Origin of the sequence: Legionella sheltonii, assembly GCF_026191355.1 — a bacterium.
Classification (GTDB): Bacteria; Pseudomonadota; Gammaproteobacteria; order Legionellales; family Legionellaceae; genus Legionella; species Legionella sheltonii.
The window spans coordinates 34,882-58,946 of sequence record NZ_JAPHOQ010000018.1 but is presented as its reverse complement, the minus strand read 5'-3'; the positions used below and the strand labels follow the sequence as shown (position 1 = coordinate 58,946).

Sequence of the window (24,065 nt, the reverse complement as noted above, 5' to 3'; positions counted from 1 at the left end):
GAGTTCATTTTAAAATATGGGATAAGGAGCTGCTATGAGAAATCAAAAGTGTTCTGCCTCGAATAGCATTACTATGCGAGTTCGCATAAAAAATGCTCCTGGCACTTTTGGTAAATTAGCAGCTGCTATCGAAAAAGAAGGTGGGCAAATTGGTGCGATTGATATCGTTCGTGTTGAAACAGATGCCCAGATACGTGATATTACCATTTACACCTGTGGCACCAAACATGCAGAAATAATCGTCGAACTACTGCGCACCATCCCTAATTTAGAAGTGATTCACGTGTCTGATCGAACTTTTCTGGCTCATCTAGGCGGAAAAATTGAAATTAAAAGTCGTATTCCATTAAAGACACGTGACGATCTGTCCATTGCCTATACCCCAGGGGTGGCGCGAATTTGCACGGCGATTTATAAAAAGCCAGAAGATGTCTTTAATCTAACAATTAAAAAAAATACAGTCGCGGTAGTCTCTGACGGGACTGCAGTATTAGGTTTGGGAAATATGGGGCCTTATGCTGCCATTCCTGTCATGGAAGGGAAAGCCTTATTATTTAAAGAATTTGCAAATGTCGATGCGTTTCCTATTTGTTTGAATACCCAAAATGTGGATGAAATCGTTGCTACTATAAAGAATATTGCTCCAATATTTGGTGGAATTAATTTAGAAGATATTTCTGCACCTCGTTGTTTTGAAGTGGAGGAGCGACTCAAGAAAGAATTGAATATCCCGGTATTTCATGATGATCAACATGGCACAGCAGTAGTGCTGGCTGCTGCAATGATTAATTCGCTCAAATTGGTTAAGAAGCAATTGGAACAGATTAAAGTAGTTGTCGTTGGTATTGGGGCTGCTGGGACGGCATGTACCAAAATGTTACTCAACTTAGGAGTAAAAAATATTATTGGCTGTGATTGTGAAGGGGTGCTCTATGCCGGGAAGCCCGGGTTAAGTCCAGTCCATCGGTGGTATGCGGAACATACAAATCCTAATCTTGAGAAAGGTACCGTACATGATGCGATAAAGGGCGCAGATGTATTTATTGGTGTTTCGAAACCTGGCGTGATTGATGCGAAAGACATAAAAAAAATGAATCAAGATGCAATTGTTTTTGCAATGGCTAATCCCATACCCGAAATAATGCCTGAAGATGCCAAAAAATATGCGGCCATTGTCGCAACAGGGCGAAGTGATTATCCGAATCAAATTAATAATGTACTCTGCTTCCCTGGTATTTTCAGAGGAGCACTGGATTGTATGGCTACTGAGATTAATGAGGAAATGAAGCTCGCTGCAGCATATGCTATAGCAAACTCTATAGAGGAACAGTATTTAAGCTGTAGTTATATTGTTCCTAGTGTTTTTGATACGACGGTGGTAAAGAGGGTGGCTCAAGCTGTGAAACAGGCAGCCATTAAAACCGGAGTGGCGCGTAAAATTAAAACATAATTTGGCAACTATTGTATAAAGCACTGCACTAAAAAATCTTAAATTATTTTAAATTGTGCGTCTGTCTCTCAGTTCTAGGCTGCAGGAATTCCTAGGCTATTTATACTTTAAATTATGCTAATAAATTCTTTCGCAAAAAGTCAGATAATTTCTTTTCCTTTTGCAAGTCCGCATCAAAAATTGGTAAGAGTTCGGGTTTTACCGAATATTTTTTCAATAGATACAATACGAGTCCCCAAATCCTTGGGGACTTAGAGATTTATATTAAGTAGTCGCAACCGTTGCTTTTTTGTACATGCCGGCTTCAAAATGCCCCGGGATATTACAGGCAAATACAACCTCATGTTTTGGATTCGATTTAAATTTCCATGTTAATGTTTTCGTTTCACCAGGATTAACGGTAATTGTATTACCGTCTTCATGGACCATGCCTGGCATTGCGCGCATCATTTCTTGATGTGCTTTTTGCTCCTTTTCATCGCCAATCGAGAATTCATGAGGTACTTTTCCAATATTGGTTACTTGAAAGCTTATAATGTCACCATCATGAAGTTTTAGTTTTTGTGAAAAGTTAAAACGCATGTTATCCGAAGCAGTCACTTGAATCGTTTTTGTGGCTTTTGCTGCATTCCCTGGACTTCCTACTGAGCTTGTTTCATGATGAGCGTGTGCCAATGCTGATTTGCTTAAAATCCCTGAGCACAGCATAGTCAAAATAATTGTTCTTGGTAATGTACGTATCATATTTGAAAACCTATGTTAATCGACTTCTAATGAGTGGGTGTAGATTAAACGAACAGCTCGATTAATTCTACTGCTTTGGTAAAGTAAAAATATACCAAGCACCAATAGTTCATTCCCGCGGCCTTAATATGAAAAGGATGAAAAACGGACCGCTGTTTCATTTGTATCATCCTATTTTTTTCAAAAGATGGAATAATTCATCCAGATCAAAAGGTTGAGGCAAAAAAGTTGCATGGGGTTCATTCAGGCATTAGTGGATTCAATAATCTGGTTATAAATCAGATTAATTTTTATCAGCTCAGCTAACGATTTTACCTGCATTTTTCTCATGACATTAGCACGATGAACTTCAACAGTGGATATCGATATATTAAGTTCGTAGGCAATCTGTTTATTAAGATTGCCTTCAACAACCAAATTCATGACCTGTTTTTCACGTTTGGTTAAGCTATTCATTCGCTCCTGAAAAGCAGTTTGAGACAGCGTTATATTACTTTTAACTTTTTTAAGGCATCTTTGTGATATTTCCAATAAATTCTGGTGATTGACTGGTTTAAGAATGAAATCTTCAGCTCCTGCTTTCATAGCGCGTATGGCCATTGAAATATCACCATAACCCGTAATAATGATTATGGGCAATTGGTTTTTTGACTCATTCAAGTGATCTAGTAATTCTAAACCGCTCATCACAGGCATACGTACATCGATGATCAAGCATCCGCTTTGATTATTATAATTATCGAGGAAATCTTTGGCAGTTTCATAAGTTTGAACTTTAAGATTTATTGATTCAAATAACCAACGAAATGATTTGCAAATCTCTGGGTCATCATCGACGATAAAAACGGTGGTATTTGTATAAGGCTTATCCATTACCGTTCCTGATGTATAAGTTCGCAACCACCTAAATAGGTTTTCATTGCTGTTAAAAGCTGATTTATCTCATGGATTTGTTTTGATATTTTGCACGTTTGAGAATTAGTTATCATTATTTTCCATCAATTACGTCTCAATACGCTGTCTAAGTGATACAACTTAAGACTTCTCATTTTGAGCTGCATTTCAATACAGAAATTCATTTGCTTTATGGTATGCGAAAAAATTAATCTGTACTGTATTGTTTTCTTTTATATGAAAGATAGTTCATGTTAATTCAGATGGACTCTATAGTTTATTCTGGTTAACCTTAGTATTGGGTTAAAGGAAGAAATGAAGTGGTTATAAATCTTTTATATTTCATTTAACCCACGTAATAGTCATCTTTATTCACCCTGAAAACAAATTTGCTCAAAAATGAAGTATTCAATCCCATTAAACTATGGATGCAGTGCTTTATAAATTGTATTTACTACCCTTTTCAGGGTAATTTATTATTTAAATACAGTCTATTATCAACGGGCGGTGTTATGGTTAATTTGATTATTTTGGCAATGCGCAATGTCACATTGACTTTTTTGATACTTGGTTTGATATGTTCTCTTCTAGAATGGTTATTCTGCTCCAGACCGAAGAAAAAAGCGAAGGTTATTGAAATCATTTTTTCTTGGTATTTATTGTTTAATATTGGATTAGCCTATTTATTTAACTTTATAATGCATGTCTTCTTGGGTGATTTTACCGCGCAGTTTATTGGTTGGCCACAAAGTCCATTTCAAATGGAAGTCGGCTTTGCCAGCCTGGGAATTGCCATGAATGGAATAATCAGCTTTAGAGGTTCAATTGCTTTTCGTGCCGCAACGATTATTGTTCCTGCCCTGTTCTTATGGGGGGCTGCCGGCGTGCATCTTTATCAAATGATTGTTGCTCATAATTTTGAACCTGGCAACGCAGGTAGCGTATTTTGGACGGATATCTTCATGCCCGTTATTGCCTTTTTATTACTCTGGATGCAATACCGACACCCGGTGAGACACGTGATGCAGAATGTAATTGTCCATTAAGTTAAAGTGTTTGGATTGTGCAAGATCATAGCTCATTAGGGCTGTATTAAATGGCGCAATTTGATTGATTTTTGATTTTCTGGAGGTGACCAATTCAAGAATGAACCAATCCAGCCTTCATTTGACAAAACTGGTTTATGTACCAAAATTTTATTAGATGCCATAGATCATATGGAGGTATATCATGAGCAAAGTAACGCAATTTAAGAAAGGAACTCCCAGCAAAGGATCGACAAGCAAGGGGGCTTCCATTCAAATTAATCGTTCACAAAATCCATTTTTAAGTCTGCAAAATGAAGTGGATCGATTATTTAGTGACTTTAATGATTTCTTTTCACCAACCAAATTTAATTGGGGACAATTTGAAAAACTAGCTCTTGCTCCCTCAATGGATGTTGTTGAAGATAAAGATCATTTCTGTGTTCAGTTAGAAATGCCAGGTTTGGACGAAAAAGACATTAAGGTTTCCATATTGGATAATGTACTCACTATTAGTGGTGAAAAGTCCAGTTCGAAAAAAAATGAAGGTAAACGATATATTTCCCGAGAAATCAGCTTTGGGAAATATGAACGATCCATTTCTTTGCCCACTAGCGTTGATTTGACTAAGGCGAAAGCGACGTTTAAAAAAGGAATGCTTTGGGTTGATTTACCTAAAAAAACGGAATCTAAAACTGGAACTCGAGAGATCAAAGTGGAACAAGCCAAGTAGCTCTAAAAATTGGCTCATCATGATCACCAGGGGACATTATTTGAGCATGGAGTAACTCGCTCTCCACCGCGTGTAAGGTTGGGAGAAGTCAGGGTGAGGGTGTTAACCACACCTTCCAACCTAAGCTTTTATCCAAAAAATACGCACCAATACATACAAAATCGTCATCCCTAGAATAGGAATAATGAGAAAGGCAAGGAAATTATAAAATCCTATTCGATTTTCAGCTGAGGCATTATAAAATGCTTTAAATTTTTTCCATAGGGACATTATGAAATGGCCTCCCTTTTTGATTGAGCCCCATTTTATAAGATTTTGGACCTTAATATAAAGTGATTTATCGTTTCAATCAGCGTGTTGTCCTATGAAAAAACTTCAAATTTTAAAAAAAATGAGTACCCTACTTAACCAGTTTGGATTCGGTTCAACTCAATGACCAGCATGAGTTTACTTGCAATGAGGATGTAACATGTTACTTTTTAGCACTGCATTATTTAAACATAAATTGGATTTTGCTCAATTATCTGAGTGTATGGAGTATTTACCATTGGTTGCCGCTTGGGCAGAAAACGAGTGGGGCTATATTCGTAACAAAGGGGTTGAATACCGTGAGCAACTTCTTGGCTCTTTGAAGGAGCATGTCTATGTGGGAACATCTAATGGTCAGCCTGTAGCTTTATTTGCTTTATTTCCCAAAGAAATGGCCCCTGAGTTTAATGAAAACAAGTTCAAAGCACCCACCGTAAGTGAATTAATGTATGTTTATGTAGATAAACCCTATCGTGGATTAAATTTTGGCAAGCAAATTATCGAAAAAGCCAAGGAAATAGCAAAATCCAAAGAAGCTGAGTTCGTCATGCTGGATACATTAAAACCTTCATTAAATCGATTTTATCAAAATTCTGGGGCACAAATTATAGCGGAAAATCAATTGTTCTCTCATCCTACGGATGTATTAACAATTAAATTATAGAGATGATTCTTTAGGTTGGGCCAAGACTCAACCTACATCAGCATTACTAAAGTTTCTACTTCACAAAGTTTATAGTTTAGCAGACCCTGGCTTACAATTTAAAAAATCAAAATCACCTAGGTTGGCGCCAAATCGTGCACTTGCTTGAACTAAGGTATCTGTCGTAACAGCCTCAATAAGTTCTGCAAGAGGAGTTTCTTTATAGCGTCTCATGCAGCGAACGCGTTTTTCCAGATTCTGTCCGGCGACAGTAAGGCGATTGGAATGATTCAATTGAAATTGTCCTAAACCAATTTCACTGGTTATTTTGTCCAGTGCCTGTTGATGCGAGGCAGTCATACCGGATTGAATCGCTTGTACCACCAAATCCACAGTAGAGCCCTGTTCCAGTATCTGCGCACAGGCATTTGCCAGTTGGTTGATTTCATTAATATAGCCTTGTTGATTACCTAACATAAGTATCTTCATGGCTGAAGCTGCTGTAGATTGGATTTGAGGTAAATCTACAGCTTCCCTGGTATTTTCTTCAAAAAGGACATCTAAAGATAATGCCGCTTGATTTGTTGTTGGCTCATGTTTACTTTGCATTGCGGACTCCAAACTAGAATTAAGAAGAATAATTAGGGTTGGAATGAAACCATTTGATGAATAAATAATTGGGCATTATGTAATGATTTTATTCACGTGTAAAGAGGTTTACGAATAGAGATTTTAGAGGATTTTTTTTTGATTTAGTCATTCCTGTCTGTACGTGAATGCCAACACCTCATTGCTACAATGTAAGTCAAAAACAAAAAATGCCCAAACCCGACCTTAAATTCCTATGGTATAATTAGCCCTATTTTAAATGTTTTTTTAGTGAGTCGTGCAATTGATTACCCATCATGTTGATCTTCGCTCCTACCATACAGAAAGCTGCAGCCATTCTCATGATTTTGCGCAATTGGTTTTACCTCTTGCTGGCTCCATGGAGTTGGAAGCAGGTCATTATTCTGGAGTTGTGAATCATCAGGTTGGTGTTTTTATTGCCCCCAGTGAACGGCATTGTTTTTCGGGAAGTCAGGAGAATCTTTTTTTAGTGGTTGATGTAGCAAACCAAAATAATCTCTATAAGGAACACAACTCTCATGCCTTTAATTTGACGACGAGCATTAAAAAACTCATACAATTTACACACTATTATTTAGCGGCGAATGAGGGAGATTTTTTGACTGATTCTTTAATTAATCAATTACTCGTGCATTTTGCTACAAAATCGTTCTCACCAGAGTTGGACCGAACGGTGATTAAGGCAAAAAATTGGATTGATTTTCATTTCGCTGATACTGTAAATCTAAGCAAAGTGGCGCAGCATTGTCATCTAAGTGTTAGTCAATTACAGCGTCGGTTCAAGCAATCTCTAGGTTGTAGTATTGCAGAGTATTGGCGATTTAAAAAATTAAATCAGGCCAAACAATGGCTTTCTGCCCAGCATCTTTCCATTGAAGCCATAGCTTTTGCTGTGGGTTATGAAAATTTACCCGCATTTAGTCGACGATTCAGTAAAGTATTTGGGGAATCGCCTTCTCAATGGAGAACAAAAGCGTTATCAGCAAAGAAAATGCGCGAAATGGATAACTCGTACTGATCGCAAAATTGATAAACTGCAGATTGTTTTCACGTTGCAATTTGGCTTTGTTGAAAAACAGTTTGAAAAAATACAATGACCAAACTACCTCATTCACGGGAATGACCTCCGTTTTTCAACAAAGTCTTTCGATTTAGAGAAGGTATTAATATGCAAAAAACTCATATTTATTTACAGGGGATGGTCTTCCTTATCTTGGCTCAAATTATGGTCGGTGTGAACATTGTTTTTTCCAAGTATTTGCTTTCTTCAATTCCGGTTCTATTTATTTTGGCTCTGCGCTTTACGTTGGCCGCTATTATTTTATTACCCTTGCACTGGTTAACTTCAGCTAAAAATAAGTCGTTGAGTTATTATTTTTCGCAATTAAAACAACGCGATTGGTTTTTTATTGGGGCTCAGGCGGTTTCTGCGGGGGTATTGTTCAATTTCTTAATATTATGGGGATTAAATTACACTGATGCGAATGTGGCGGGTATTATTACCAGTGCTTTACCTGCGATCATTGCCATTATGTCCTGGAGCATTCTTGGTGAAAAGATTTCCGGTAAGAAGGCTATTTGTGTGGGTTTTGCAACCCTTGGATTAATCGTGATTGCGTGCGATAAGCTCGTGGGTTTGCCCGTGAGCCATTCTTTTAAGGGGGATGCGCTTGTTTTAATTTCTCTTTTACCTGAAGCGACTTACTATATTTTAAGTAAGATGCATACGAATTCGCTTCCCGTATTTCTAATTTCCTCTTTACTCAATGCAGTTAACGCTGTTTTGTTATTGATTTGTTTGGGCTTTAATTCCTGGGGTGGGATAACCATCCAATTTTTAGATTGGATGATTTTGATTATTTTAGGTTTAAGCTCGGGTCTTTTTTATGTTTTTTGGAATTTTGGTTGTCAGAAAGTGGATGGGGTAATGGCTTCATTATCAACAGCAGTGATGCCATTGGCTACGGTGCTCATTGCCTGGGTACTCTTGGGTGAGCGACTGACTCTAGGACAAGCAATAGGCATGGGCATGGTGATTTTCTCAATTACTGTTTATGCAAAGCGGTAAGCAGATGGTTTTGCAAAATCAAGTTTATGTGAGATAAAGTATTTTCTAAATTTTTATCGAATCCAGGTTATGCCCCATGAGTGCAAAAAAGAGGTGGGAACATTTTTCGCATGAGTCAGATATCGGAGTCAGAGGTTATGGAGCAACGGTGTCGGAAGCTTTTGCAATGGGGGCGCTTGCCTTGACGAATGTCATTACTCGCTCGCAATCAGTCCATCCCCACAAGAAAATACATATAACCTGTGAGGCCCCCAATCAGGAGATTTTATTTGTCGATTGGTTAAATGCCATTATTTATAACATGGCAATCCACAACATGCTGTTTCGTGAGTTTGATGTCGCCATTAAGGGGCTGAAGTTAAATGCTATAATTGCAGGTGAACACGTAGATATTAGCCGACATCAACCTGCAGTGGAGGTCAAAGGAGCTACGTTTACTGAATTAAAAGTATACCCAAGCAATAACAATTGGGTGGCACAATGTGTTGTTGATGTGTAAGGCAGCTAAAGGCGGAAAATCCATGGACTTGAACCTATTAGAAAAAATCAGTGATTTTGAATGGCGAATTCCCCAACATGGGAAGATGCGTGTACCGGGGATTATTTTTGCCTCAGAAGAGTTAATTCTCAATATGGATATGAAAGTCTATGAACAAGTGACGAATGTAGCTACTTTACCTGGAATTGTTCGCGGCTCCTATGCGATGCCTGATGCACATTGGGGATATGGGTTTCCCATTGGGGGAGTTGCAGCATTTGATCCCGATAATGATGGTGTTGTCTCAGCAGGGGGTGTGGGTTTTGATATTTCTTGTGGGGTCAGGCTCTTATCTACGGGGCTTAAGCGCGAGGAGTTTGAACCCTATAAAGAGCAACTTGCAGATGCTCTATTTGCTCATATTCCAGCGGGTGTAGGGAGTAAAAGTCGTATTAATCTGACCATGAATCAAATGGACGATATGTTGCATGGCGGTGCTGTTTGGGCAGTAAAACAGGGCTATGGAGAAAAAGAGGATTTAGAGCGAATTGAAGAATATGGTCGTGTAGAGGGGGCCTTGCCTGAGCATGTTTCAGAACATGCAAAAAAACGCCAAAAAAATGAAATGGGTACCTTGGGTTCTGGTAATCACTACTTGGAGGTTCAGGAGGTATGCAAAATATATTGCGAACAGACTGCTGCAGCATTCGGTTTATCCCTAGGGGATGTGGTTGTGAGTATCCATTGTGGCTCACGTGGCCTTGGTCATCAAATAGGAACTGATTTTCTAAGTTCTATGTTAATACACGCACAACAGCATGGGATCCAACTCGTTGATCGGGAATTAGCTTGTGCTCCCATTCGTTCCTCCATGGGGGAACAGTATTTAGGCGCTATGCGATCAGGAATTAATTGTGCGCTGGCGAATCGTGAAATTATTACTCATTTTATGCGTGAAGTATTTCAGAATGAAATGCCAGGAACTCAAATAAGACTCATTTATGATGTATCCCATAATACCTGTAAAGAGGAAACCCATCAGCTCGAAGGTAAACCCAAGCGCTTATTTGTTCACCGCAAAGGGGCGACACGAGCTTTTGGACCCGGCCATCCTCAATTAACAACGGCGTTTCGTCATGTTGGACAACCTGTAATTATTGGTGGCAGTATGGGAACGGCGTCTTATGTCTTAGTCGGTACAGAAAATTCGGAAAACAAATCACTTGGTTCTGCATGCCATGGGGCAGGGCGGGCAATGAGCCGGCATCAGGCAAGCAAAAAATGGCGTGGGAGTGAGATCATTGAGCAATTGGCGCAACAAGGAATTTTAATTCGCAGCAGCTCTTATCGCGGTGTAGCAGAAGAAGCGCCCGAGGCATATAAGAATGTCGATTCCGTTGTTGATGCGGCACAAGCGTCTGGTTTAACCAAAAAAGTTGCCCGACTGGTACCTATTGTTTGTGTTAAAGGATAGTCTATTGAGCCGTAGCGTATTGTTTATTAATGAAATACACATCGCCCGCCATAATTTTTTTGTTCTTTATTGTTTTAATTAAAATCTATTGGTTAAATAAATGTACTATACTTTGGGAAAGTGTTTTCAAAAGTAAACCATTCACGACCCTCGTTCTCTTGAAGAATTCACGAGGAGGGCGCTCCTAACTTGAGCATTTTATTCATGCCGAATATTGGAGGTCACACACTACGTTTGGGAGGTGAATGCTTTCAAAAGATGGAGTGTAGTTATGCCATTGAGTAGACGATTCAAAACAGGTTCAATTAAAAAATTAAGTGGTCCCTCAAATCATGTTAATTATCAAACTCAATCAGATAGTATCGATGTAGTTGCTTTTGATAGAGAAGGGGATGAATGGGGGATTTTTTCTAATTATGCAGAAATCCCCATCGAAATGGAGACACCTTTTGGAAAAAGGACGTTTCCTACAGTGGAACATTATTTTCAATATCAAAAAGATCCTCAGGATAAAGAATATCTAGACAGGATTCTGCAAGGAAATGCGCAGAATGCGAGGGATGAGGGGCAAAAAAAAGCATGGACGGATTTTCGATTAGCTGACGAAGCGATGCAACGAGCAATTCAAGAAAAATTAAAAAACCCTGAAGTTCAAAAAGCGTTAAGAGCAACAGGAAATGCGTGTCTCATAGAAGATACTGGAAGTAGAGCCACTAACAATCAGGATGGTAATTGGGGTTGGAAAAAAGGGGGGGCGATTGAGTCATTTTCTGACACAGGCAATAAACTCGGTATCTTATGGATGGAGGAGCGAAATCGTTTGTACCAACGAGATGGCCATTTTTCAACGATTGTGCAAAATCCAGGTGACTTATCAGAACGAGCTCGAGGAATTATGACCCGGAATTACAGCAACATGGATCTTTTTCAACTCAGTAAACAATTGCCAGATTCTTCTATATCACCCCAAAAAGATAATTTTGCTTCCTCGCGCATGAAAAATTCTTTGTATGAAATGACTCATAAAAACACTTCAAGCATAGAGGTCAGTGCAATGATTCGGACCATGATGGCGTCAAGCGCGCCTACAACACCAGAACTGCCCATAGTGAGTAAGGGTTTACAAAATGGTACATTCAAAATCGCTTTCGACAATCCTCAAGAGGCGGCTGCTTTTAGAAACTTACTGCAACAAAAAGGTTTCGAAACGTCCTATTTTGGGAACAACGAACGTTATCCTATGGAATGTTCAGGAAAAACCTTAAATCATATAGTTCGCTTTGAGAATCACGGTTCAAAAACAGAAATTCCTCAAGAGGCATTACAGTTTCTTAAACAAAAATTTAATGATGAGCATAAAGTCGCGAGTATAGTTGAGCAAATGGGGTTTGAACGACCTAGACCCAGTCAATCACTACAACCATAAGAATAAGTGTTCACTTAATGGCTTCAATGTTAAGGTTTTCTGGCCTGGGGTTTGGACTAAATTCCTGATGAATTGTCCTACACTATATCGCAAGTTTGATTCAACAGAAAGGTAATTTGAGATGGAAACTTCTTTTACCTTACATCCAGTAGCTCCGTTTCGCTTGGATTATACTGCTTTAGCTTTACGGAGAAGAAGTAAAAATAATGTCGATCTTTGGGATGGCCAACGTTACACAAGACTATTGGTTATGGAGAACGTGCCCGTTAAAGTGGTGGTCGAACAAAATAAAAATTTCAACCAATCCGAGCTGGTATTATCGATTAAAGGCGAGGGCTTAGAAGTCTATCAAAATCAAATTGTAAATGAAGTAGAGAGCATACTCGGGTTGAAACGTGAGCTGCATGACTTTTATCATATCGCACAGCACGATGCCCAATTAAATCCTATCGTCATGCAATTTAAAGGGCTCAAACCACCTCGATTTCCTTCTGTTTTTGAAGCGCTCGTTAATGCAATTTCTTGTCAACAAATCTCTTTGGACGCCGGATTGCAAATTCAAAATCGATTGGCTGAGTTTCTGAGCCTAAGGATTAAAGAAGAAGAGCACCTGTTTTATGCATTTCCAAGACCCAATGAAGTGGCAAATTGCTCGGTTCCTGAATTAAAGAAAATAGGCTATAGCACCTCTAAAAGTGAGACCCTTATACGAATAGCAACAGCAATCATGCAAGATGAGTTTATTTTGGGAACCCTGGAAAACAAATCAAATGATGCGATCATTAATTATTTATGTGATTTTAAAGGCATAGGTCGCTGGACTGCGGAATACGTTTTATTACGTGGTTTAGGAAGAATTGATATTTTTCCTGGTGACGATCTTGGCGCACAAAATAATTTATATCAATTTTTGCATCTTGATAAGAAACCGGATTATAAGAAAATCGCAGAAATCACCGCAAAATGGCATCCCTACGCAGGTTTGGTTTATTTCCATTTGTTATTAAAGCGCATGCATGAAAAGCAACTCTAGGCAAACTCCAGAAATCTCTGAGTAATCCCCCTCCCTCATTTGGAGAAGGAGGTATGTGGTTATTGTTAAAAAAGTAAATTCCTCTCTCCCATTTGTGGGAGAGGGGTAGGGGTGAGGGGGCATTCCCCATAATCAAGCGCTTCATCAACCCCTGACGGGGATCTTCTTTTCTTCCTGCGTCATCCCGAGCATAGCGAGGATCTCCTCATTGTAAGACCGTGCTACAGTATGGAGCTCCCTCGCTATGCTCGCGATGACGGGAACAAAAGTTAAGGAGGCTTCTTCTTAACTTACTGACATGGAGGATCTATTTTTTGCGATAATTCTTCTATAAAATTAAGCGCTTATTTTAAAATTTAAACCCAAAATTGTTCACACAAGGAATGTGCCGAATGGATAGTACACCCCAAAATGTTGTTGCTGAGCATCTAAGCTCTGATAAAGTAGCAAACGTGTTAAAATGGATTCTTCTAATTACCGCAATTATCTGTTTTATAGTATTGATTTGGGGTACCTATAAAACCTATCAGCTTGCCCCTCCTTTACCGCAGCAATTTCTATCTCCCTCTGGCCAAATCGTCATGACCGCAGAGGATATTATTGAGGGCAAGGCCGGTTTTCAACGCGCCGATCTCATGGATTATGGAAGTCTTTACGGAATGGGCTCCTATTTTGGCGAAGATTACACTGCAAAATATTTAGTAAGCCTAGGCAGAATTATAGAGGATAAAATCGCCCAACAACATTTCGGCAAACCCTTTATGAAATTGGATGTTGGGGGCCAATATGTCGTGCGGCAAACAATGCAACAGGCTCTACAACGTACCGATTTGAGCCAGCAACGCAGTATTTTGTCGCAGCCAGTCGCTGATGCAATCGCGCAATTACGTAATCAAATTTCACAAACTTTACTGAATCATGATCCACAACGAGGTTGGACTAAAGCGTACAGTTTGGATGAGCAAAGTGCGCTACACACTGCAGATTTTCTTATTTATTCTTCGTTAACTACGATAGCGCATCGACCTGGACAAAATAGTTCATATACCAATAATTGGCCCTATGAGCCTACTATGGGCAATAATCCAACGCCCCATACTTTTTACTGGACCTGGGTATCATTTTGTTTTGTATTCCTGGGTTTTGGAGCTGTACTTTTTATTTATCATCGCTATTTGAGTGCTGCGGATGATGCGTTTAAAACACCTCTATTTCTCGGATTTGAAGCACTGACCCCCAGTCAACATAAGGTAGGGCAATATTTTGTGGTCGTAGCACTCGTCCTTTTGATCCAGATTGCTGTGGGGGCAATTATGGCACATTACTATACAGAACGTACGGGATTTTATGGGATTAATATTAATGAATTTTTACCCTTTAACTTTCTGCGCGATGTCCACATTCAAACGCCAATCGTTTGGATTGCTCTTTCCTGGGTAAGTTCTGCTGTTTTTATGGCTCCTCTTATCAGTGGAAAAGAAGCCAAAAGACAAGGCTTTTTCGTTGATCTTCTATTTTGGGTCACATTGTTTATTGTTGGTGGTGCAATTTTGGGTAATTATTTAGGAATTATGGGCTATGTAAACGAATCCTGGTTTTGGATTGGTAATCAAGGGTTATCTTATCTGCAGCTTGGTCGTTTATGGCAAATTGGGTTTTGTATAGGGCTTTTCCTTTGGAGTTTTATTGTTTTTCGTGGCATGTGGCCTACCTGGAGTGGTTTAAAGAGTGCTACGGTTGAGTTTTGGACTGGGCGTATTCGATTAGAGCATCTCTTTTGGGCAAGCACTATAAATATTGCAGTTTTGTATTGCTTTGGGATGATTCCATTAACGGGAATTGAAAAATCGTTCACGATTACTGATTTTTGGCGTTGGTGGGTAGTTCATCTTTGGGTGGAGCAGTCTTTTGAGTTTTTTGCTGCAAGCGCCACTGCCTATCTTTTAATGGGAACCGGCTTAATTTCGCGCTCTCTAGCAGAACGAACAATGTATTTTGAGACAATTCTTGTATTCTTAGGCGGTATCATCGGAACAGGACATCATTGGTATTGGACAGGGACGCCGGATCTCTGGGTGCCACTAGGATCCATGTTTTCATTTATTGAAGTATTGCCTTTAGTGCTGCTGATTATTGATGCAATCGAAAATTATCAACTCATTAAACGTCAATCTGCATTTACTTATAAGCTAGCTTTTCTTTATATTTTGGGGGCTTCTTTTTGGAATTTTGTGGGCGCAGGAGTATTTGGTGGAGGAACACTCAATGCCCCCCTTGTCAATTATTATGAGCATGGTACCTTTCTTACTTTAAACCATGCACACACCGCATTATTTGGCGCTTTTGGCTTATTGGGTCTGGGCTTAATTTATTTTTGCTTACGTTATGCTGCAGGTGAGCGTTTTCCTTGGAGTGATCGTTTGGGAATTTGGGCATTTTGGCTCTATAACTTAGGCTTGGTTTTATGGATAGTGTTGAATTTCTTCCCTGTGGGTTGGGCGCAATTAATGGATGTATATGAAAACGGATTCGCTCATTCAAGGAGCCTGGAGTTTTATAATACAACGTTGATATGGCAGTGGTTACGATTGCCTGGGGACGTGTTATTTGCGCTTGGTGCGTTATTTATGGCCTATGATTTTATTAAAAAGCTAGGTCCTTTTTTTCCAAGATGGGTGAGGGCGAAGAGTTTAGAACAACAGCCTGCTCATGATGTTTAGGGCAACGAAACCCAAGCGAAGGTATTATTATGCCTGAGCTTTTTACGATTGGACATTCAACGCATACGTTGCAAGAATTTTTTGAAATAGTCCACGCACATCAAATTACCCAACTCGTTGATGTGCGGACTATTCCAAGATTGCGTGCCGTTCCTTGGTTTAATAAAAAAGAATTCAAAAATTTTTTTCGGGTTTCATTATCAGGAAAAGTTAAATTAATATAAAGACTTATCGTTGAAGCAGAGGTAATTATTAACCACTTTCTAGGAAAATAAAATGTTAAGGAAGATTTATTGGGGAGCTGTGATTTCTTTCGTATTGGTTAACCCTTCTTTTGCTGGATTTTATGTTGGTGCTGGTATTGGGCCTGAATATGCTCAATTTACGCAAAAATCTCATGTTTTTGATAATCACGGTAACTTTAATGTGATAGATGAACAGAATTTTTCAGGAGTCGGTATTTTTGGCACTTTTTTTGGAGGTTATTCCTGGATACGAAATCGGTTTTATTTTGCTGGTGAAGCCAATTTTAATCCAAGCTCAGTTCAATATCGATTGGTTAATAAAGAGTATATTCATCATGATTTCAAGAAAACTTCTTTTACTGTTCACTATAGTGAGGGAATAAGCGCATTACCAGGGCTCCTTCTCACCGATAGTGCTGTAGTTTATGGACGAATTGGTTATGCGAATGGTCATGTTGCACTTCACAACTCAGACAATACAGTACGTAGTTCAGTAGCAAATCGTAGTGGCATTCGTTACGGTGTTGGAGTTCGCTATAATCTGACCACTCAATGGACATTGATGGCGGATTATAGCCAAATCAATTACGAGAAATTCACCAGCCACACTTTTGAATCTTTTGGTGGTGTTACAAAAAATACTCGCATTTATCCTGTTTCTGCACAATTTGCATTTGGGATTATTTATAATTTTGAAAAACCTAAACCAGTTTTTGTTAAGTAATATGTAAGCGCGGCCTGTTCGCGGGGCTTAGTGTTTTAGCGTAGTTTCCCGAATCCCGCGTCCGCCGGAAGTGGGGCTGGATTAGGTTTTCAGAGATGAGTAGAAGAGTCAGTTGCTTGCAACCAGGAGTGCCGCCTCATTATTAGACCTGGCCGCAATACTTAACTATCCTCAAAGATCTTTACGTGACTTAGGGATGCTGCTTAATCCAGGCTGATTGTGTTTTGATCCGTATCATCTTCCTCCTTATCTGTTTTTTTGATTCCATTTGAACTGAGCGGTGAAGAAGAAGTGCCATAGAGTGATATGTTTTTAAAGAGGGTAAGGAGATTAGGTAATTTATAGGTTGATAAAGAAGTTGCCTCTTTCTTTTTAAAAACGGTTTCAATAGACTGGCAATGCTCTTCAGGTTTTTCCTCAAAATTTCCTACGCCAATAACTAACAAAATAAAATCTTGGGGGATTAATTGGAGCCAGTGATAAAATGATAATTCACATTTGAAATAGTGTTCATCAAGCGGATAAACACATTTCCCTTGATTATAGTTTTTCTCCGTTAATAGAATCACCTGTTTCACTCCAAAAGCGCTTAATTGATCCCATGAAGGCAATTTTTCAGCATCAATTTCAGTGAACCCATGATTGGGTTCAAGTATTAAACCTAATGAAGAGTCATGTGATACAGAAGCGCGTGCTAGCAATTGATCACGAGGTAAAGAATCTTGTAATTGGTCCATAATCCGCGTTTGCGAGGTTTCATCACACAGGATGGATAGCTGCCAAATGCAATCAATTCCATTCATATACAATGCACTTGCAACAGGGGCTTCATGCCCCGTAAAGTTAATGAACAGGGTATTATCCAGTCGATCTAGGGCATCTAATTCGGCCAGTACCTTATTTGTCGTGTCTTTCATATTTTTATCAATGCTTTTGGTTATAAAGTGTCGCCCTTTGGGTACTACCTCGTGTGAACTATTAAAACGAATATAATGCATTGGCTGCCCCAGCTTTGAGAGCAACTCTTCGGAGGGATTTAAAGTGTGTAATAACGTCCTTAAGTCATGATGATGTGTTCTGCTGAATTCATCACTGGGTATCGAGTTGGTGTTGCGAACGGAGGGATTTTGTAATTGATTGATTTTATCAATAATAATCTTCCGCTGGCTTAATTCATCGACTGAGACTAAGAAGGCATATTCCCCTTCCAGGTTGACAGGTGTAACCCCTAAATATTTTTTAAAAAAATTATCGCGTAGCGCATATTTGTTTGTTCTGCTTGTCTTACTATCCTCTTTGACAATTTGAGTCAAAATCAACAAGCGGTTCTCTTCTTTTAAAAACTCGATTTCATCTAAAAAACAATTAAAATCTTCTGTCTCGTCAACAATCGCTTTTAAAGCATCTATAACAAGTTGTGCATCAGGTTTCATAGTGATTTCACTATCTCAAGATCGAGTGGTTGAAGCTCAAATAAAGAAACATGATTCGCGCACTCTTTGGATAATAATTACAATTATAGGCTATAGAAGAATCAGAATCCTTTGCAAGGCTTAATTAAAAAATTCATCACAGGAAGCAGGGAGATTACCATCCCCCTTCATACGGTCGATGTTTTTTCATTTGGCTTTCATTATCACCCCGATGGTAATGTAATCTCCACGAGGATTGTTTGGTCTTATTATCCCAAAAAGGATGATAGTCAATGGCAAAACAACGTTTTAGTTTGCCATTAGCCTGCTCCTTATAAAGATTCAAACCACCCCCGCCTTTTTCATATAAAAGAAAAGCGGCGCGGAAATTGCCTTTGCGAATCAGTGCATACATCGCGATAGAGGTTGATAAAAAGCCGACCGCTAAATTAATACTTTTTTGATTTTCTGGGGAAATTTGTTCGTGTTTCTCTTCCATTTCAGGGGCTATACTTATGGTTGCAGTCTGGTTTAACACCAGGCTATCAAATTATTATTGGGCGAGATTTTATATTATTTTCAGGCAACATGCCTCTTTTTTAAAAGCATATAAAATCATACAGTTAGATTAACAGTTCATTGAACCAATATTTTGATATACTTTTAAGATAAGCCCTATGAATCTCTATCGAAAATGTACATCGAATCGAGCCATTTAGTCTTCTCACCCTCGGATCTGACTCAGTTTATGGAAAGTCCTTTTGTATCCTGGATAGAACATCTTGCAGTGGTGCATCCTGATTTATTACCCTCACCTGATGCAAAAAATGAATTAGTAGATGTACTGCAACATTTGGGAAATCAACACGAGTTGGATCTCTTGACTCTTTTTGAAAACCAAGGATTAACCATTGTCAATTTGCATCAACAGGCAAACTCTTATGATTCAACGTTAATTGCAATGAAAAGCGGCGCTGACGTGATTTATCAAGCGCATTTACAATTGCTTCCATTTCAGGGATATGCTGATTTTTTAATAAAAATACCAGGGAAGAGTCGATTTGGGGATTATTGTTATGAGGTTTGGGACACCAAGCTCGCAAAATCAGTAAAACCTGGTTTTCTGTTGCAATTATGTTGTTATGCAGAAATGCTTAAAGCAATGCAAGGCGGTGGAGCTGAATTCATCACCGTAGTTTTGGGAAATCAGGAACAGAGACGCTTTCGCACGGCAGATTATTTTTATTTTTACCAAAATTTGAAGCAGCAGTTTTTATTGGCGCATCAGAATTTTGATGCGACTGAGTGTCCTGATCCCGCTGCATCGAAAAATTGGGGGAGATGGAGTAATTATGCCGAAGAGTTATTAACAAAAGCGGATCATTTAATCCAGGTAGCAACCATTACCTCAGGACAAGTCAAAAAGTTGCAGCAAGCGGGTATCAATACGATGACCGAATTGGCTCATACCACATGTTCTTGGGTAAAAGGGATAAAGCCAGAGCGTTTTGTGCGTTTGCAAGAACAAGCCAAAATTCAAAAAGCAAGCAGCGGTAAGGAAATCCCCTTATATCAATTAATTCCTCATGTTCCAGGACAAAAGCAAGGCTTAGCGCTTTTACCTACTGCATCACCGCATGATATTTTTTTCGATATTGAAGGTTTTCCTCTTGAAGAAGGGGGCTTGGAATATCTTTGGGGGATTACTTATTTTGATGAAAAAGCGCAACGTCAATATAAGGATTTTTGGGCACATAACCCCGAGCAGGAAAAGGAAGCTTTTCAAGCGTTTGTGCTTTGGGCTTATCAACGTTGGCAAAAAGATCCGAAAATGCATATTTATCATTATGCCAATTATGAAATCTCTGCATGTCGACGTCTCATGGGACGATATGGTGTTTGTGAAGATGAGGTCGATCAGCTCTTACGTAATCAAGTATTTGTTGATTTATATAAGATTGTTAAAAACTCACTGATTGTTGGGGAACCGCGCTATTCGATTAAAAATATAGAGCATTTATATCGGGGTAAACGAAATACTGAGGTAGGTTCTGGAGGCGACTCTGTTGTTGTTTATGAGCAATGGCGAGAAAAACCAGATGGGGAAAGTTGGCAGACATCAAAAATATTAAATGATATTCGCGCATACAATATTGATGATTGTAATTCGACTCAGGAATTGGTTGATTGGTTGAGAGCACGGCAATTAGAGCAAGGTATTTGTTACTTAGGTAAAACCGAACCGGTTGTGCTTGAAGTGAAGACAGAATTGAGTGAGCGAATTCAATTGCGCGATCGATTGTTGATGGAATCCGAACGCTTGAAGGCAGAGGGGGATTTGCAACGCGCTCAAATCAATATGATTTTTGCATGGTCTATTGAGTTCCACCGACGTGAGGCCAAGCCTGTGTTTTGGCGTATGTTTGAGCGATTGGGACTCACTGGAGAGGAGCTACTCGATGATATTGACTGTTTGGCCTATTGCCGACGAACTGCTAAGCCACCTTACAAACCCTCGCCAAGATCACGCAATTTGGCCTATGAATATTTTTTTGATCCAGAACAGGAATTTAAAGGGAGTGCCAAACAGTATTTTATTTTAGGCGAGGAAACAGAAGACGGTAAGGCTGTTGTGGTCAACTATTATGAAGACGATAGTGATCTGGAGCATGGAATTATTGTACTACAAATGAAAAATGAACCAGATGATCCGATTACTTTGGTTCCTAATGACTATGTTGATCCGCATTCAATTCCTGAAGCCATTGCGAAGCAGGCTGCGTCATTCGAGCAGGGGTTGCTTGAAAACACAGCGATACTGGATTTTCTGAGCAAATCGTATCCGCGCATTAACGAGCATCAACAAGGATTGGCTATCGCACCAAGTCATGATCCTAACGAACGATTAGCGGAGATGATTCATGCAGTTTTAAATCTAAATAACAGTTATCTTACGCTTCAAGGTCCTCCGGGTGCAGGTAAAACCTATACTGGAAAACATTTAATCGCAGAGCTTGTGCAAAAAGGAAAAAAAATAGGTATTTCCTCAAACAGCCACAAGGCGATTAATAACTTGTTGCTGAATACTGCTGCCTATTGCTATAAGGAAGGAATAAAAGGACATTTTGCTTGTACCCGTAATACAGAGGAACAAATTGAAAATTTAAATATTACCGTATTGGAGAATAAACAGATCATTGATTTTATTCAGCCTGGATGTGTCGTAGGTACTACCGTTTGGGGGTTTGCTCGAGAAGAATTAGCTGATGCTTTTGATTATTTATTTATTGATGAGGCAGGGCAAGTAAGTGTTGCCAACTTAATTGCGATGAGCCGCTCAACCCGTAATATTATTTTAATGGGCGATCAAATGCAGTTAGGTCAGCCCTCCCAAGGAAGCCATCCCGAAGAAAGTGGTTTATCCCTATTGGATTACTTATTACATACAACGCCCACTATACCTGACTCTATGGGGGTTTTTTTAGGTACTACCTATAGAATGCATCCGGCAGTGAATCAATTTATTAGCAAAGCGATTTATGAAGGTAAACTGGAAACTGCTCCTGGGAATGAATATCGCTTGATAAGCATTCCTAAAGGATATCAAGGCGTGCTGAATAAAGAGGCAGGAATTATTCCTGTACCTGTCATTCATGAGGGCAATACCCAAGCCAGTGATGAGGAAGTCGAGCAAATTGTATTATTAACCAAAGAACTTTTAGGCAGAACATTTAAGGATAAAGACGTGCAAAAAATAATTGGTTGGGAGGATATCCTTTTTGTTGCTCCCTACAATCATCAGGTAAATAAATTGAAGATAGCGCTGGGTGAGCAGGCTAAAGTAGGAAGCGTTGATAAATTTCAAGGACAGGAAGCACCAATTGTTTTTTTGAGCATGTGTGCGAGTAATGCAGATGAATCTCCTCGAGGACTTAATTTTCTTTTTGATAAAAACAGAATAAACGTCGCCATCTCGCGAGCCCAGTGTTTGGCAATTGTTGTCTATTCGCCTTTTTTGCTGGATGCTATTCCAACGAACATCGAGCAAATTGCGATGATGAATGTATTTTGTCAATTGGTAAAAAATTAATATACACGGCGGGGTTTTAATTTATGAGCAATAATGGCAAGTATACTTACAATAGGTAAGATGATTGGAAATATTATGAATTCAATCATTTTCATCAGATATTTTTTTACTCCAGTCGCTAAAGCATAACGTTCACTAAATTTTTTAACAATGGGCCAATTACTAATCAAAAAACCAGTTGGCTCTTTAAACCCAAGGAAAAAATATCCTGTAAAATACCCATAAATATGCAGTATTTTTTGAGGATAAAAAATATAACAGGCAGAAGAAGACGGCTCGAGATATTCAGTATAATGCCAACAATTTCTTGGCATGAATAACATATCCCCTTTTTCAAGAGTCACTCTATACCCTTCAGCTTGTTTTGATCTTGGATACTGTTGATTAATTTCTTCCAAAGGTCGGCTAAAGTCAATCAAGCTATCGCTCACAAAGGGAAGTTTATAGAGCGCTTCACTCTGATCTTGAGTAAATAATAAAAATCTCTTTCTCCCACTTAAGCATACATGAAGATTGCTACAATGCTCTCTGTCGTAATGCATATAGGTATGCGTGTTTTGGCCACCAAAAAAATAGATAACTTTTAAAGTCTTATTAAAGTATCTCGGTCTTAAGGGAATATGTTGCCAAAGGGGGATATGTTTTTCAATTTCGGCAGATTGTTTTTCGGTAAGAATCTGACCAAATATTCGGTAGGGCATATTTTGTTTTATCTTAGCTATTATTGTCCCAAAATCAGCAGGTTGATGCGCAACGCGACGATTATTTTCAAAAGTAGCATAGGTTGTGTCTGCTTGAATGTGTTTTTCGAAATAATCTAAATCAAAGTTACCCCTAAAGTTTTTTATTTTTATGAGCAGGGGCTCCTTAGACTTATATAAAATATTCTTGATGTTCTCTTCATCGCCATAAAAATAATCTATGGTCTTCACATCCATAATTTTCATCGACTAACCTTTTGAATTAAGTAGTAAAAATAATATTTTTTTCCATAGATAAGGTTTCTTTTACGCTCTTTTTTTGCCATGTGGCGGAGAGCTGACTTTTTAAACAAAAAAAACCACCAGGGAAGAAATGCTAATCCCATGGAACTAACGAAATCTTGAAGTTCTTCATCATCTCTCATCATCGAATTAATGTAAGGTATTATTTTTTTCTCATTTACAACTAAGCGATTATAAATGGCCGACTGAACCATTCGAGTTATGTCTACCTTTTGAATTACTTTTAAAGAGGTACTTGTCTTAAGATATGCTTCAATTCTTTTTGCTTGTAATTTATCTTTAATACTCAGATCAGAATAACAAAAAAAACCATCAGGGGACAAAATACGCTCAACTTCTGAAAAAAATAGTTCAATTTGCGGATAAAGATGGGAGCTCTCAAGATTGGTTATAATATCAAAACTGTTATTTTCAAAAGGCAAACATTCTGCATCAGATTGAATGTAATTGATTTTGTTTTCTTTGTAGAAATTATGGTTTGCGTGCTTTACTAATTCTTTTGTTAAGTCAACGCCTAAAGCATATTTTGTTTTGAGTAATTCGGAACTAACTCTTAAACCGATACCGTTACCACACCCAATTTCAAGCAGTTTTTTATCAAAAAATTCCATTTTTACTAATGGTCTTATTAGAAAAAAGACAAGTAAGGGAGAATAAATATCTTGTATCGTACATATTTTTGAAAAATCAAAGTTCAATGCAGCGTATTCATCATATACTTGTTGATTCCATAATCCCCAATTCAAAAAGGATTTATCAAAAATAATATGCGCAAAGCTTTCATAGCTCTCCTGAATTTGGTCTTTAATCAATTTTACTTCAGAGGGATGAAGAGTCACTCGTCTCAATAAGGAACGAATTTGCTTGAGAGCCTGGCCATAGGTTTTAATGTTATTTTCCGTGATTAAATCATTCATTAAATAAATAACCTATCATGGAGTGTTGTATTAATCAAATACAACT

At 38.6% G+C, this 24,065-nt stretch carries 21 protein-coding genes; 14 read left to right on the top strand and 7 right to left on the bottom strand.

Annotation, left to right across the window (positions count from 1 at the left end):
* Positions 1-34: 34 nt before the first annotated feature.
* A complete protein-coding gene (locus OQJ26_RS17590) occupies positions 35-1,450 on the top strand; it encodes an NAD-dependent malic enzyme (RefSeq protein WP_265705008.1) in 1,416 nt (471 codons plus the stop codon).
* A 264-nt stretch (positions 1,451-1,714) separates the two neighbouring features.
* On the opposite strand, the gene OQJ26_RS17585 is transcribed toward OQJ26_RS17590, so the two are convergent.
* Together OQJ26_RS17585 and OQJ26_RS17580 are read right to left on the bottom strand one after the other, a co-directional pair.
* Positions 1,715-2,194 (bottom strand): cupredoxin domain-containing protein, encoded by a 480-nt coding sequence (locus OQJ26_RS17585; RefSeq protein WP_265705007.1) that lies wholly within the window; start codon positions 2,192-2,194, stop codon positions 1,715-1,717.
* A gap of 243 nt (positions 2,195-2,437) precedes the next feature.
* Positions 2,438-3,067: a response regulator transcription factor gene (locus OQJ26_RS17580; RefSeq protein WP_265705006.1), complete on the bottom strand. Its 630-nt coding sequence runs from the start codon at positions 3,065-3,067 to the stop codon at positions 2,438-2,440.
* 533 nt (positions 3,068-3,600) lie between these two features.
* On the opposite strand from OQJ26_RS17580, the gene OQJ26_RS17575 reads away from it, so the two are divergent.
* The 3 genes from OQJ26_RS17575 to OQJ26_RS17565 all read left to right on the top strand — a co-directional run bounded on the left by OQJ26_RS17575 (position 3,601) and on the right by OQJ26_RS17565 (position 5,819).
* The gene (locus OQJ26_RS17575) at positions 3,601-4,134 is read left to right on the top strand and encodes a DUF6790 family protein (RefSeq protein ID WP_265705005.1); all 534 of its coding nucleotides are present in this window, start codon (positions 3,601-3,603) and stop codon (positions 4,132-4,134) included.
* 184 nt (positions 4,135-4,318) lie between these two features.
* On the top strand, positions 4,319-4,846 hold the full coding sequence (locus OQJ26_RS17570) for an Hsp20/alpha crystallin family protein (protein WP_265705004.1): 528 nt from the start codon (positions 4,319-4,321) through the stop codon (positions 4,844-4,846).
* A 469-nt stretch (positions 4,847-5,315) separates the two neighbouring features.
* A complete protein-coding gene (locus OQJ26_RS17565) occupies positions 5,316-5,819 on the top strand; it encodes a GNAT family N-acetyltransferase (protein WP_265705003.1) in 504 nt (167 codons plus the stop codon).
* Positions 5,820-5,888: 69 nt separating this feature from the next.
* On the opposite strand, the gene OQJ26_RS17560 is transcribed toward OQJ26_RS17565, so the two are convergent.
* Positions 5,889-6,407: a hypothetical protein gene (locus OQJ26_RS17560; RefSeq protein WP_265705002.1), complete on the bottom strand. Its 519-nt coding sequence runs from the start codon at positions 6,405-6,407 to the stop codon at positions 5,889-5,891.
* Between the two features lie 283 nt (positions 6,408-6,690).
* Here OQJ26_RS17560 and OQJ26_RS17555 point away from each other — a divergent pair, with 283 nt between their 5' ends.
* The 9 genes from OQJ26_RS17555 (at position 6,691) to OQJ26_RS17515 (ending at position 16,596) form a co-directional block, all read left to right on the top strand.
* Positions 6,691-7,446 carry an AraC family transcriptional regulator gene (locus OQJ26_RS17555; RefSeq protein ID WP_265705001.1) on the top strand — a complete coding sequence of 252 codons (756 nt, stop codon included), beginning with the start codon at positions 6,691-6,693 and terminating at the stop codon, positions 7,444-7,446.
* 150 nt (positions 7,447-7,596) lie between these two features.
* Complete coding sequence (locus tag OQJ26_RS17550) at positions 7,597-8,496, top strand: DMT family transporter (protein WP_265705000.1); 900 nt, start codon at positions 7,597-7,599, stop codon at positions 8,494-8,496.
* A gap of 76 nt (positions 8,497-8,572) precedes the next feature.
* A complete protein-coding gene (locus OQJ26_RS17545) occupies positions 8,573-8,995 on the top strand; it encodes an archease (RefSeq protein ID WP_265704999.1) in 423 nt (140 codons plus the stop codon).
* A gap of 22 nt (positions 8,996-9,017) precedes the next feature.
* On the top strand, positions 9,018-10,448 hold the full coding sequence (locus OQJ26_RS17540; protein ID WP_265705038.1) for an RtcB family protein: 1,431 nt from the start codon (positions 9,018-9,020) through the stop codon (positions 10,446-10,448).
* Positions 10,449-10,719: 271 nt separating this feature from the next.
* Positions 10,720-11,874 carry an NADAR family protein gene (locus OQJ26_RS17535; protein ID WP_265704998.1) on the top strand — a complete coding sequence of 385 codons (1,155 nt, stop codon included), beginning with the start codon at positions 10,720-10,722 and terminating at the stop codon, positions 11,872-11,874.
* Positions 11,875-11,995: 121 nt separating this feature from the next.
* Positions 11,996-12,907: a DNA-3-methyladenine glycosylase family protein gene (locus OQJ26_RS17530; protein WP_265704997.1), complete on the top strand. Its 912-nt coding sequence runs from the start codon at positions 11,996-11,998 to the stop codon at positions 12,905-12,907.
* Between the two features lie 392 nt (positions 12,908-13,299).
* Entirely contained in the window at positions 13,300-15,627 is a 2,328-nt protein-coding gene (locus OQJ26_RS17525; RefSeq protein WP_265704996.1) for a nitric-oxide reductase large subunit, read from the top strand.
* A gap of 29 nt (positions 15,628-15,656) precedes the next feature.
* Positions 15,657-15,851, top strand: a complete 195-nt coding sequence (locus OQJ26_RS17520; protein ID WP_265704995.1) for a DUF488 family protein — start codon at positions 15,657-15,659, stop codon at positions 15,849-15,851.
* 52 nt (positions 15,852-15,903) lie between these two features.
* Complete coding sequence (locus tag OQJ26_RS17515) at positions 15,904-16,596, top strand: outer membrane protein (RefSeq protein ID WP_265704994.1); 693 nt, start codon at positions 15,904-15,906, stop codon at positions 16,594-16,596.
* Between the two features lie 203 nt (positions 16,597-16,799).
* Here OQJ26_RS17515 and OQJ26_RS17510 read toward each other — a convergent pair whose 3' ends face one another.
* On the bottom strand, positions 16,800-18,029 hold the full coding sequence (locus tag OQJ26_RS17510) for a hypothetical protein (RefSeq protein WP_265704993.1): 1,230 nt from the start codon (positions 18,027-18,029) through the stop codon (positions 16,800-16,802).
* A 154-nt stretch (positions 18,030-18,183) separates the two neighbouring features.
* On the bottom strand, positions 18,184-18,546 hold the full coding sequence (locus OQJ26_RS17505; protein ID WP_265704992.1) for a hypothetical protein: 363 nt from the start codon (positions 18,544-18,546) through the stop codon (positions 18,184-18,186).
* Between the two features lie 156 nt (positions 18,547-18,702).
* Here OQJ26_RS17505 and OQJ26_RS17500 point away from each other — a divergent pair, with 156 nt between their 5' ends.
* Positions 18,703-22,098 (top strand): TM0106 family RecB-like putative nuclease, encoded by a 3,396-nt coding sequence (locus tag OQJ26_RS17500; RefSeq protein WP_265704991.1) that lies wholly within the window; start codon positions 18,703-18,705, stop codon positions 22,096-22,098.
* Here OQJ26_RS17500 and OQJ26_RS17495 read toward each other — a convergent pair.
* Both OQJ26_RS17495 and OQJ26_RS17490 read right to left on the bottom strand, forming a co-directional pair.
* Complete coding sequence (locus OQJ26_RS17495; RefSeq protein WP_265704990.1) at positions 22,095-23,045, bottom strand: cupin-like domain-containing protein; 951 nt, start codon at positions 23,043-23,045, stop codon at positions 22,095-22,097. The two genes, OQJ26_RS17500 and OQJ26_RS17495, sit on opposite strands and share 4 nt — an antisense overlap.
* Positions 23,042-24,019, bottom strand: a complete 978-nt coding sequence (locus OQJ26_RS17490; protein ID WP_265704989.1) for a class I SAM-dependent methyltransferase — start codon at positions 24,017-24,019, stop codon at positions 23,042-23,044. Before OQJ26_RS17490 ends, OQJ26_RS17495 begins: the two co-directional genes overlap by 4 nt.
* Positions 24,020-24,065: the final 46 nt, after the last annotated feature.